This is a genomic window from Paraburkholderia sp. MM5496-R1 (assembly GCF_050436205.1).
In the GTDB taxonomy this organism is placed as follows: domain Bacteria; phylum Pseudomonadota; class Gammaproteobacteria; order Burkholderiales; family Burkholderiaceae; genus Paraburkholderia; species Paraburkholderia tuberum.
Genome location: NZ_JBNDLT010000003.1, coordinates 721,854 through 734,125, shown reverse-complemented (window position 1 = coordinate 734,125; position 12,272 = coordinate 721,854). Strand labels below are relative to the sequence as shown.

General features: G+C 59.7%; 11 protein-coding genes. 4 read left to right on the top strand and 7 right to left on the bottom strand.

What is annotated here, in order from left to right:
- Positions 1–81: 81 nt before the first annotated feature.
- Entirely contained in the window at positions 82–384 is a 303-nt protein-coding gene (locus OKW38_RS29625) for a VF_A0006 family four-cysteine protein (RefSeq protein WP_184046296.1), read from the bottom strand.
- A gap of 286 nt (positions 385–670) precedes the next feature.
- On the opposite strand from OKW38_RS29625, the gene OKW38_RS29620 reads away from it, so the two are divergent.
- From OKW38_RS29620 to OKW38_RS29610, 3 genes are read left to right on the top strand one after another with little or no spacing between them, the layout of a single operon-like run.
- Positions 671–1,924, top strand: coding sequence for a site-specific integrase (locus tag OKW38_RS29620; protein WP_429359805.1), 1,254 nt, complete (start codon positions 671–673; stop codon positions 1,922–1,924).
- Positions 1,921–2,898: a tyrosine-type recombinase/integrase gene (locus OKW38_RS29615; RefSeq protein ID WP_429359807.1), complete on the top strand. Its 978-nt coding sequence runs from the start codon at positions 1,921–1,923 to the stop codon at positions 2,896–2,898. The genes OKW38_RS29620 and OKW38_RS29615 overlap by 4 nt, the downstream gene beginning before the upstream one ends.
- A complete protein-coding gene (locus OKW38_RS29610) occupies positions 2,891–3,904 on the top strand; it encodes a tyrosine-type recombinase/integrase (protein WP_429359809.1) in 1,014 nt (337 codons plus the stop codon). Before OKW38_RS29615 ends, OKW38_RS29610 begins: the two co-directional genes overlap by 8 nt.
- A gap of 167 nt (positions 3,905–4,071) precedes the next feature.
- On the opposite strand, the gene OKW38_RS29605 is transcribed toward OKW38_RS29610, so the two are convergent.
- Complete coding sequence (locus OKW38_RS29605; RefSeq protein ID WP_429333362.1) at positions 4,072–4,461, bottom strand: winged helix-turn-helix transcriptional regulator; 390 nt, start codon at positions 4,459–4,461, stop codon at positions 4,072–4,074.
- A 138-nt stretch (positions 4,462–4,599) separates the two neighbouring features.
- Here OKW38_RS29605 and OKW38_RS29600 point away from each other — a divergent pair, with 138 nt between their 5' ends.
- Positions 4,600–5,235 (top strand): glutathione binding-like protein, encoded by a 636-nt coding sequence (locus OKW38_RS29600; RefSeq protein WP_429364445.1) that lies wholly within the window; start codon positions 4,600–4,602, stop codon positions 5,233–5,235.
- A 398-nt stretch (positions 5,236–5,633) separates the two neighbouring features.
- On the opposite strand, the gene OKW38_RS29595 is transcribed toward OKW38_RS29600, so the two are convergent.
- From OKW38_RS29595 to OKW38_RS29575, 5 genes are all read right to left on the bottom strand, one after another.
- The gene (locus tag OKW38_RS29595; protein WP_429364443.1) at positions 5,634–6,557 is read right to left on the bottom strand and encodes a proline dehydrogenase family protein; all 924 of its coding nucleotides are present in this window, start codon (positions 6,555–6,557) and stop codon (positions 5,634–5,636) included.
- Positions 6,558–6,989: 432 nt separating this feature from the next.
- On the bottom strand, positions 6,990–8,003 hold the full coding sequence (locus OKW38_RS29590) for a tyrosine-type recombinase/integrase (RefSeq protein WP_429359809.1): 1,014 nt from the start codon (positions 8,001–8,003) through the stop codon (positions 6,990–6,992).
- Positions 7,996–8,973, bottom strand: coding sequence for a tyrosine-type recombinase/integrase (locus tag OKW38_RS29585; protein ID WP_429359807.1), 978 nt, complete (start codon positions 8,971–8,973; stop codon positions 7,996–7,998). The genes OKW38_RS29590 and OKW38_RS29585 overlap by 8 nt, the downstream gene beginning before the upstream one ends.
- Positions 8,970–10,223, bottom strand: coding sequence for a site-specific integrase (locus OKW38_RS29580; RefSeq protein WP_429359805.1), 1,254 nt, complete (start codon positions 10,221–10,223; stop codon positions 8,970–8,972). Before OKW38_RS29580 ends, OKW38_RS29585 begins: the two co-directional genes overlap by 4 nt.
- Positions 10,224–10,673: 450 nt before the next feature.
- A complete protein-coding gene (locus OKW38_RS29575; protein WP_429364441.1) occupies positions 10,674–11,723 on the bottom strand; it encodes an NAD(P)H-dependent flavin oxidoreductase in 1,050 nt (349 codons plus the stop codon).
- Between the last annotated feature and the right edge of the window lie 549 nt (positions 11,724–12,272).

Genomic DNA, 12,272 nt, shown 5'->3' with positions numbered 1-12,272 from the left:
TCTCCACGGGGCGAGGTCAATGAACGCAATCGAAATTAAATCTTGCGAATCCCAGGGCTGCAATCGTCAATGGCGTCCGTCCTACATCTGATTTTGACGTCGGCATGCATGCAGTATCTCGTTGACCGCAAATGCTCCTCTCACGGTCTGCACATTTTGCAGGACACACAGGTGATACGCTCTTTCGCGCGGCAAAAGCATTGCGCCATTTCTGTAAATCGCGTCGCACGAGTTGCTGATCTGGCGAGCCGCAAAGCTGCTCTGACTGTTTCCCAACGAATGCAGAATGCATTGATCGTAGTCTGGATTATCACTACCGTACGCTAGGGCCGAGAGCGGGGTGGCGAGCGTGATCGAGAGAAACAGATAGGCGAGTTTGAGCATGATTGCGACCAAGACTCAGGGATATAACGGCGGGCAGTTACCGATTATCAGCGATTCAGGCGTCAGTGTCGAATGACCGGTGGTGGCAGGGCCGAGTCAAACACTCGGCCCACCTATGTGAATGCCTCAGACCGACCCCTATGTATAGATCTCAACTATGTATAGTTTGCTGGCTTCGAATTCGCGTAATGTAGGCGCAGCGCGGCTGGTGGCAGGCCGGTCAGCGATCTTCTAGACATAGTTTTGGTATCGGAGTCCAGTGGTGGTTCCACTTCAGGAGACCGTCATGGGAAACGTCCGACTGCCTCAACGCAGCTTCAGCAACTGGCTCGACGTGGGGCCCTTGGCGCCTCATGTCGATGCGTTCGTGCAATATCTGGCGGACCGTGGTTACGCCAAGAACAGTTTTGCCACTTACGTGCGCAGCATCGATCATTTTGCGCAATGGATTCATCGCCGTCGTGTGGATGTTTGTCGCATCGACGAATCAGTGCTCGCCGAGTTTCTGAACGAGCACCTTCCGTCCTGCCGTTGCGACGGTGTCGTTCAACGCCATCGACCCAGTCTGAGCGCTGCACTAGGGCATCTGCTGGTAGTGCTACGCGCTCGAGGAGTGATCACCCCACCGGTCGTGAGCAAAGCGCCGGTAAGCGAAGAACTACGCCAGTACGACGAGTACATGGATCATGTTCGTGGCCTCGCTCCCAAGACCCGGGAGTCGGCACTACGCATCGTAGGTCGGTTCCTGACCTCGCGGTTCGGCGACTACGTCATCGACATCCCGATGGTCAGGCCTGAGCACGTGCGCCGCTTCTTCGCCCAAGAGGCAAAGCTCTACAGCAAGCCGGCGAGTGCCGGCGCAGTGGTGGCCGCGCTGCGCGGCTACTTCCGCTACCGCGCGTCACTCGGCGATCTTGTACATGGGCTCATCGGCGCGCTCTCGTATCCTGCCAACTGGCAATTGGCTTCGCTGCCCAAGACCCTGACGACCGAAGAAGTCGAGCGGCTGATCGGGTCTCTCGGCCAAGCCGGCCGCTGCCCGATGCGGCGTACCGCCATCGTACGATGTGCCCTTGATCTTGGGCTTCGCAGCGGTGAAGTTGCGCGGCTCGGCCTTGATGACATCGACTGGCGCGCCGGTACGATCACACTCCGGCACACCAAGGGGCGTCGGGAAGACGTACTGCCGCTGCCATCGACCACCGGCGCAGCGATTGCCGCGTACCTGAAGGATGAACGTCCCAAGACCCGCAATCGCGCTGTCTTCGTACGTCACGTCGCCCCACGCGGCGAGCCCGCAGGCCCCGATCTCGTGCGCAAGACGATTCGCCAGGCCTACGCTCGCGCTGGGCTGCCATACACAGGCTCACACCTGCTTCGCCACACCATGGCAAACCGACTGCTGGCAAGCGGCTCCTCCCTCAAGGAGGTGGCCGACGTGCTGCGCCATCGGTCCCTGAACACGACACTAATCTACGCCAAGCTCGACAGCCGTAAATTGGTCGAGGTGGCGCTGCCGTGGCCGGGGAGCCCATCATGAGCGCCGTCCTCTCTCTGCACGCGTACGTTGAGCGCTACCTTACTGAGCGCCGCGGCCTCGGGTTTGGTCTACGCAGCCCGGCTTATGCCTTACGCAGCTTCGCACGGCACGTTCAGTCCATCGGTCACCGCGGACCGTTGACTGTGGAGGTCATGGCCGATTGGGCGCGACGCGACAGCCATGGCAGCAGCGACCCGCACACGTGGGCGAGACGACTCAAACAGTTGCGCTCGTTCATGCGCTGGCTGCAACAGTTCGAGCCGCGTACCGAGGTTCCCGACGATGCGATCTTCGGTCGCCTGCCGGAGCGACAGGCACCGCATATCTATAGCGAGAGCGAGATCGTTGATCTGCTGGCTGCCGCTCGACAGCTTGGGCCGGCCCCGGGCTTGCGCGGAATCATCTTCGAGACACTGTTCGGACTGGTCGCCAGCACGGGGCTGCGAATCTCAGAAGCGCTGGCGCTGCGCATCGAGGATGTCGACCTCACGCGCGGCATGCTCACCATCCACCAGACCAAGTTCGGCAAGTCGCGGCAGGTACCTATGCACCCCACCACGATCGAAACCCTGCGTCGCTATCGGTTGACGCGTGACCTGTCTGGCGAGTCCGTGCAGGAGGACGCACCGTTCTTCGTCGGCACGCGCGGTCAACGCCGGGGACTGCCGCTGGGCGAGCGCCAGGTACATCGCGTCTTCAAAGGGCTACGCGAGAACCTGAACTGGCGCAACCGCGGGACCCATCACGCCCCGCGTATCCACGATCTGCGGCACACCTTCGTCGTGCACCGCATCATGCGATGGCACACGCAGGGTGTTGATATCGATCAGGCGATGCTATCGCTGTCGACCTACGTCGGGCACGCCATGGTGACCAACACGTATTGGTACCTCTCGGCGGTTCCGGAGTTGATGGGTTTGGCTGCAGAGCGATTCGAGTCGTTCATGCCCCAGGTGGAGGTGCCCGATGCGTAATGCCGTCGCACCCAAGCCGCCTTCATTCGCTTCGCTCGTGCAGCAGTTCTTTACCGAATACCTGGTCACACAGCGCGCGCTCAGCTCGCGCACGGTAGCGTGTTACCGCGACGCCCTGGTGCTGTTTCTGGACTTCGCCGGGCGCAAGCTGGGCAAGGAGCCGACCGCGATGCAACTCGTGGACATCCAGCCCGATCTGATCCTGGCATTCCTGGATCATCTGGAGCGCGAGCGGAACAACTCGGTTCGCAGCCGCAATCTGCGGCTGACCGGGCTGCGCGCATTCCTGAAGTTTGCCGGCCGACGCGATGTCGCCTCGCTACATGTTGTAGAGCGAGCCTTGGCGGTGCCGATGAAGCGCTTCGAACGCCCGATGCTGGGTTTCCTCACTCGCGAAGAGATGGTGGCAGTCCTGGGGCAACCCGGACCGACCTGGTCCTCGCAGCGCGACCATCTACTCATGGCGATGCTCTACAACACCGGCGCTCGTGTGTCCGAGATTATCGGCGTGCGCGTGAGCGATGTCGTACTCGACGGAGCGGCTTGCGTGCACCTGCAGGGCAAGGGTCGCAAACAACGATCGGTACCGCTGTGGAAGACGACTGTGCAGGAAATCCGCGCATGGCTGCGCCTCAACCCACAACTGCGAACTGAAGCAGCCTTGCTTCCTAATCGCGACGGGCGCGCGATGACTCGCTGTAATGTTGGGCAACGCTTGGATCTTGCCGTCGCCCGCGCCGCGACCAGCCTGCTGAGCCTTGCCAACAAGCAGGTTTCACCGCATACGTTGCGTCACACCACGGCGATGCACCTGCTGCAATCGGGCGTGCCCTTCAACGTGATCGCACTCTGGCTCGGACATGAGAGCACCAATACCACTCACCGCTACGTTGAGGCAGACCTCGCCATCAAGGAGAAGGCACTCGCTCGGCTGGAAGCTCCCGCGACCAAGATGCGGCGATTTCGTGCGCCGGATTCGCTCATCCGCTTCTTACAGACGCTATAACTATGTAAAGATCCGTCGGCCCCTCAAGCCCTGCGGAACAGGGGCCGATACCCGCCTTCGAGCCAACCTATACATAGTTGAGATCTATACATAGGGGTCGCTATGTAAAGCTTTGCATAGCGACCCTGAGCAGCCCCTCGCCTCTGCCAACAACGGACGTTCGGAAATCAAGTACTGTTCGGAGGCGCAACTGCTTGTGTCTCCTCGAGAGATTCGAGCGCTGGACTTTCAGGTTCCAGTTCAGGGCGGGTCTTAAGCCAAAGTCCAAAGTCGCGCATGACGTCGACGACAGGCTTTAGCCGCTGCCCATCCTCGGTGAGTTGGTACTCCACCTTTACCGGCACTTCGGCGAACACTGTCCGTTGGACAAGGCCGACCTGTTCGAGTGCACGCAAATCAAGCGTCAACATGCGCTGCGATATTCCCGGGACATCCCTGCGCAGATCGTTGAACCGCTTTGGCCCATTCAGCAAATATGACACCAGCAGCAGGCGCCAGCGACCACCCAGCAAGCGCATTGCCTCTTCAACTGAACACCCTGTTGCGCTTATCTTCATTGCTTTTTCCCGCTTAAGTATATATTTTGTACCTATACCACAAAATTCTGCCTTCTTCTCTTTTTATCCTCGATGGGCGATATTAGTTTCCACCCCACAAACGTGGCGGTACATGTTTTCGGTCATGAGGAAAAACGCATGAAGCTATATCACGCACCCGGTAGTTGCTCACAAGCGATTTGCATCGTCTTGCAGGAAACCGGGTTGAATACGGAAATCATCAAGGTCAATGCCCGCAATCATTTATTGGATGACGGAACTAGCTACTACGATCTTGCCGAACTGGGATACGTACCGCTCTTGCAGCTAGACGATGGTACGTTTTTGCGTGAAGGACCTGTCATCGCGCAGTATCTTGCCGATCAGCGCCCCGAGTCGGGATTGGCACCCGCCCACGGCACGAGAGAACGCTACCAAATGCTTGAATGGCTCAATTTTCTGACTTCTGAAGTTCATAAAGGCTTCATCCCATTGCTCTATGCTGTCGCGGCGGGCAGATGGGTCGATACCGCTAGGCCAAAGCTCGAAAGCAGGTACGAGTGGATTAATCAGCAACTCGCTGGCAAGCAGTTTCTAATGGGAGACGTTTTCACCATCGCCGACGCCTATTTGTTCGCGCTAACGGGCTGGGGTAAGGCTACATGGATGCAGTCCGTGTACAACGCGAACGTTGATTTCAGTTTGCACCGTCACCTGCAGGCTTGGTACGAACGTGTCAGGGATAGGTCAACGGTCCAGCGCGTCCTGAGTGAAGAGGGATTTCTAGACAATTGAAGCGTGATGCCGGATGAGTTATCGGTCGACTCCTTCTTTCGGCAGACGCAGGTCGTAAATTGTCAGCGATCTTACCGAGGGCGTCGACCGTCCGTTCCTGGCCGACTGCTGCCTGCTGGCGTTGAAGGCTGGATTGCGTCGCCGCCGAGGATCTGCATCAGAGTCTTCGCGTTACGCTGCCCTTGGTCCTCGTAATTGTTGTTCTCTACACCGACAACCGTTACCGGCGACGACGGAGGGCAGTGAACGACCCCACAACGGCCGTCCGGACTTATCGAAAGTGGCCGTTCGAAACATAGACCGCGCTAGCGGCGGGCCGGGGCTTTACGGTCATCCTCGATTAACATCGAAGCGGGATCAACGATTTGGTCGGTCCCGCTCCGCTCGCTCTGCCGAAACTACCACCCCGCTCGAGCGCTACCTATCATCGTCGCCACGATATATCCCGCAATGCGCGGATTCTCCTTGATTCGCCGGGTGCTGTAGCCATACCAGTCATGACCGTATGGCACATAGACGCGCACGTTGAAACCTTGCGCAAGCAGAGCGTCGCGCAGCGGTTCGCATACCCCTAGTAGCATCTGGAACTCGAATCGTGACCTGTCAATCCGCTCGCGTTGCAGCCAATCGATCAGCGCATCTATCAATTGAGCATCGTGCGTTGCAATACCTACGAATGCCCCCGCCTGTATTGCGCTCGAAACGTGCCGAACGAAGTGGGTATTGATCGCAGCACGGTCTCTCGATGCGCCGTCAACGAGATGCTCGTTTGCCTCTGCATAAATTCCCTTGCAAATGCGCATTGCGCTCTTGCGTGCCTGCAGCGAGACAATGTCCGTGTTCGTCCGCGTCAAATATGCCTGTAGTGCGATACCAACTGGATACCCCTCGGCTTCGAGCCTGCAGAAAGCGTCGAGCGTTTTCTGGGTGCAACTGACGTCCTCCATGTCGATGCACGCGCTGATTCCGTGCGGCGCCGCCGCCCGCAAAATCTTCGAGACACGCGCCAGGCACGCGTTTTCGTCGAGATGCAGCCCCAGCGCGGTCAACTTTATCGACAACTCGGTGCGCATATTTTCCGCACCGAGCGCCTGAACGAGATCGAGATAATCGCCAGTCATCGACTCTGCCTGATCCAAAGAGGACGCAGTCTCGCCCAGGACGTCGATGGTTGTTCGGAAGCCTTTTGCGTCGAGCGCGTGGATGCGCGCGAGGGCGTCGACTAGCGTTTCGCCGGCAATGTAGCGGCGAGAAATCTTACGGATCAGTGCACGAGGAACGAGCGGGATGGCGCGAGCCGCCATCGTATTGAAAATACGCATGTTGTGGTCTCATGAAAATGCAATCGCACGAATCTAGAGGCAAGAAATTCGATTCGAGCGACATCACCGGACTGTTGTTCACAGGCCCGGGACGAACGCCAGCGTCGATGCAATTACCGCATCGACACAGGCTTTCAGTGCATTTTCGAGGGAGGCCAGGCAGCTGCGTGCATTGTTCGAATAGAGGTTTATACGGTTAACCGTGGGGCGGATCAAGGCCTGCTTTCGTTACTTCAGTTAGGCTCCGCGATCGTAGCACGAGCGAAGGAGCGCTGGTCGTGAACCGGTGAACGATCTTGGCCGACCTCTGCTTGACGACTATCGGCAGAAACCGACCCCTATGTATAGATCTCAACTATGTATAGGTTGGCTCGAAGGCGGGTATCGGCCCCTGTTCCGCAGGGCTTGAGGGGCCGACGGATCTTTACATAGTTATAGCGTCTGTAAGAAGCGGATGAGCGAATCCGGCGCACGAAATCGCCGCATCTTGGTCGCGGGAGCTTCCAGCCGAGCGAGTGCCTTCTCCTTGATGGCGAGGTCTGCCTCAACGTAGCGGTGAGTGGTATTGGTGCTCTCATGTCCGAGCCAGAGTGCGATCACGTTGAAGGGCACGCCCGATTGCAGCAGGTGCATCGCCGTGGTGTGACGCAACGTATGCGGTGAAACCTGCTTGTTGGCAAGGCTCAGCAGGCTGGTCGCGGCGCGGGCGACGGCAAGATCCAAGCGTTGCCCAACATTACAGCGAGTCATCGCGCGCCCGTCGCGATTAGGAAGCAAGGCTGCTTCAGTTCGCAGTTGTGGGTTGAGGCGCAGCCATGCGCGGATTTCCTGCACAGTCGTCTTCCACAGCGGTACCGATCGTTGTTTGCGACCCTTGCCCTGCAGGTGCACGCAAGCCGCTCCGTCGAGTACGACATCGCTCACGCGCACGCCGATAATCTCGGACACACGAGCGCCGGTGTTGTAGAGCATCGCCATGAGTAGATGGTCGCGCTGCGAGGACCAGGTCGGTCCGGGTTGCCCCAGGACTGCCACCATCTCTTCGCGAGTGAGGAAACCCAGCATCGGGCGTTCGAAGCGCTTCATCGGCACCGCCAAGGCTCGCTCTACAACATGTAGCGAGGCGACATCGCGTCGGCCGGCAAACTTCAGGAATGCGCGCAGCCCGGTCAGCCGCAGATTGCGGCTGCGAACCGAGTTGTTCCGCTCGCGCTCCAGATGATCCAGGAATGCCAGGATCAGATCGGGCTGGATGTCCACGAGTTGCATCGCGGTCGGCTCCTTGCCCAGCTTGCGCCCGGCGAAGTCCAGAAACAGCACCAGGGCGTCGCGGTAACACGCTACCGTGCGCGAGCTGAGCGCGCGCTGTGTGACCAGGTATTCGGTAAAGAACTGCTGCACGAGCGAAGCGAATGAAGGCGGCTTGGGTGCGACGGCATTACGCATCGGGCACCTCCACCTGGGGCATGAACGACTCGAATCGCTCTGCAGCCAAACCCATCAACTCCGGAACCGCCGAGAGGTACCAATACGTGTTGGTCACCATGGCGTGCCCGACGTAGGTCGACAGCGATAGCATCGCCTGATCGATATCAACACCCTGCGTGTGCCATCGCATGATGCGGTGCACGACGAAGGTGTGCCGCAGATCGTGGATACGCGGGGCGTGATGGGTCCCGCGGTTGCGCCAGTTCAGGTTCTCGCGTAGCCCTTTGAAGACGCGATGTACCTGGCGCTCGCCCAGCGGCAGTCCCCGGCGTTGACCGCGCGTGCCGACGAAGAACGGTGCGTCCTCCTGCACGGACTCGCCAGACAGGTCACGCGTCAACCGATAGCGACGCAGGGTTTCGATCGTGGTGGGGTGCATAGGTACCTGCCGCGACTTGCCGAACTTGGTCTGGTGGATGGTGAGCATGCCGCGCGTGAGGTCGACATCCTCGATGCGCAGCGCCAGCGCTTCTGAGATTCGCAGCCCCGTGCTGGCGACCAGTCCGAACAGTGTCTCGAAGATGATTCCGCGCAAGCCCGGGGCCGGCCCAAGCTGTCGAGCGGCAGCCAGCAGATCAACGATCTCGCTCTCGCTATAGATATGCGGTGCCTGTCGCTCCGGCAGGCGACCGAAGATCGCATCGTCGGGAACCTCGGTACGCGGCTCGAACTGTTGCAGCCAGCGCATGAACGAGCGCAACTGTTTGAGTCGTCTCGCCCACGTGTGCGGGTCGCTGCTGCCATGGCTGTCGCGTCGCGCCCAATCGGCCATGACCTCCACAGTCAACGGTCCGCGGTGACCGATGGACTGAACGTGCCGTGCGAAGCTGCGTAAGGCATAAGCCGGGCTGCGTAGACCAAACCCGAGGCCGCGGCGCTCAGTAAGGTAGCGCTCAACGTACGCGTGCAGAGAGAGGACGGCGCTCATGATGGGCTCCCCGGCCACGGCAGCGCCACCTCGACCAATTTACGGCTGTCGAGCTTGGCGTAGATTAGTGTCGTGTTCAGGGACCGATGGCGCAGCACGTCGGCCACCTCCTTGAGGGAGGAGCCGCTTGCCAGCAGTCGGTTTGCCATGGTGTGGCGAAGCAGGTGTGAGCCTGTGTATGGCAGCCCAGCGCGAGCGTAGGCCTGGCGAATCGTCTTGCGCACGAGATCGGGGCCTGCGGGCTCGCCGCGTGGGGCGACGTGACGTACGAAGACAGCGCGATTGCGGGTCTTGGGACGTTCATCCTTCAGGTACGCGGCAATCGCTGCGCCGGTGGTCGATGGCAGCGGCAGTACGTCTTCCCGACGCCCCTTGGTGTGCCGGAGTGTGATCGTACCGGCGCGCCAGTCGATGTCATCAAGGCCGAGCCGCGCAACTTCACCGCTGCGAAGCCCAAGATCAAGGGCACATCGTACGATGGCGGTACGCCGCATCGGGCAGCGGCCGGCTTGGCCGAGAGACCCGATCAGCCGCTCGACTTCTTCGGTCGTCAGGGTCTTGGGCAGCGAAGCCAATTGCCAGTTGGCAGGATACGAGAGCGCGCCGATGAGCCCATGTACAAGATCGCCGAGTGACGCGCGGTAGCGGAAGTAGCCGCGCAGCGCGGCCACCACTGCGCCGGCACTCGCCGGCTTGCTGTAGAGCTTTGCCTCTTGGGCGAAGAAGCGGCGCACGTGCTCAGGCCTGACCATCGGGATGTCGATGACGTAGTCGCCGAACCGCGAGGTCAGGAACCGACCTACGATGCGTAGTGCCGACTCCCGGGTCTTGGGAGCGAGGCCACGAACATGATCCATGTACTCGTCGTACTGGCGTAGTTCTTCGCTTACCGGCGCTTTGCTCACGACCGGTGGGGTGATCACTCCTCGAGCGCGTAGCACTACCAGCAGATGCCCTAGTGCAGCGCTCAGACTGGGTCGATGGCGTTGAACGACACCGTCGCAACGGCAGGACGGAAGGTGCTCGTTCAGAAACTCGGCGAGCACTGATTCGTCGATGCGACAAACATCCACACGACGGCGATGAATCCATTGCGCAAAATGATCGATGCTGCGCACGTAAGTGGCAAAACTGTTCTTGGCGTAACCACGGTCCGCCAGATATTGCACGAACGCATCGACATGAGGCGCCAAGGGCCCCACGTCGAGCCAGTTGCTGAAGCTGCGTTGAGGCAGTCGGACGTTTCCCATGACGGTCTCCTGAAGTGGAACCACCACTGGACTCCGATACCAAAACTATGTCTAGAAGATCGCTGACCGGCCTGCCACCAGCCGCGCTGCGCCTACATTACGCGAATTCGAAGCCAGCAAACTATACATAGTTGAGATCTATACATAGGGGTCGCTATGCAAAGCTTTACATAGCGACCCACAGTACACCCTCAGCTTTCTCGATCACAGACATTCACGAGGATCACGTCGACAGCTGCTAGGCTACCGGGTGTCTACCAAGGTCACACAGTCTCCACGGACCGGCATCTCGTTGCGGCCGCAGAGAAAAGCGGATAGGACCGGTCCGGATCGTACCCACAGTTGAACAAGACGCGTTGTCTTTAGAACCTGTGTGGCGCCGGACGAAAGCGCTGTGAACGGCGTCTGCACGCGTATGCCCGGATCCTGGCGCCTCTGGCTCACACTCTCCTACAAACGAAGACCGGACGCGCATTTCAGCGCTTCCTCCCAGAGCCGCTGTGTTAAAAGCCCGGCATCCTCCTCGCGCGCCAATGCTGCCGCTTCGCCCGCCCAGAGAAGCGAAAAATCGCTGTATCCACTTTTCTCGAACGCGACGCGAAGCGGATCCACGGCACCGGTTGCCAGCGGAAATGTCGGTGCGACCGCGCTCATCGGTCCTTGTTCGCGCATGAAGCGGGTCATCAATCCACGTGCCGGCCGACCCGTGTAAAGATTAGTCAGCCGTGTCATGTCGTCACGCGCGGCACGCAAGGCTGCGCGGTGAACGCCGGACCTGCCAGCCTGAGGCGTCATCAAGTAGGCCGTTCCCAACTGCACGGCACTCGCGCCAAGAGCAAAGGCTGCTGCAATCCCCCTTCCGTCGGCAATCGCGCCCGCTGCGATAACAGGTACGCTCACCGCGTCCACGATCTGCGGTAAAAGCGCAAATAAGCCAGGTTGCGCAGTGATATCGGTGGTGAGGAACATGCCCCGATGGCCGCCGGCCTCTGCGCCCTGCGCGATGATGGCGTCGACACCGCGACTCTCAAGCCAGCGCGCCTCGTCGACCGTCGTCGCGGAAGACACAATCATCGCACCGGTGCATCTCACCCGCGCAAGCAGGCCCTCGTCGGGCAGCCCGAAGTGGAAGCTGATCACAGGTGGCCTGGTCTCTTCGATTACATCGCACATGGACTCATTGAAAGGCGCTCTGCCCGGTCCTCTTTGGGCAGCGGACAAATCAAGGCCGACTTCCCTGTAATAGGGGGCGAGTAATTCGAGCCATATCGCTTCAGCTTCCTCATCCAGGCTCGGCGAGACGTGACAGAAGAAATTCACATTGAACGGAGCTGACGTTTCCGCGCGAATTGCGCCGATCTGTTCGCGTAGCTGCGCAGGAGTGAGCGCTGCACAAGCAAGCGAACCTAGGCCACCTGCCTGGCTGACCGCAATTGCAAGGGGGCTCAGAGAACCGACCATCGGAGCTTGAACAAGAGGAATGCGGGAAGGGAGTGTCATTGTCTCGTCTGCAAGAAGGCTAATATTTTCCGAGGCGGACTTCGGAGATATTGGAGGTGGGATGCCCGCGCTGTTGGTGCAAGCCTAGCTTGGGCGGTGAAGAGAGGCGATGTCACCTGCATTGCTGGCGAGCCGATTGTCGGCAATCCAGCCAGTGACGGTGACTGACCGCAGTTGGCCGACTGCTGCCTGCTGGCGTTCAAGGCTGAATTGCGTCGCCGCCGAGGATCTGCATCAGAGTCTTCGCGTTACGCTGCCCTTGGTCCTCGTAATTGTTGTTCGCTACACCGACAACCGTTACCGGCGACGACGGAGGACCGTGAACGACCCGGAAGCGTCGTTCGGATTCGGGCTTTGGCAATGACCGCAAAGTATAGCTGTCGATTGCCCCATGAAGTTGATCGGGGCGTTAATCGGTCCCAGTTGCTGTCCCGGTGTTAGGCGCGCGCTCAAGATGAACACCCCTGTCCGACCTCATATTGAGCGCGCCATAACGCTATCCGAATCTTGTCCAATTTTTGGCTCACTGCTACTCGCTTGCTATTGCAC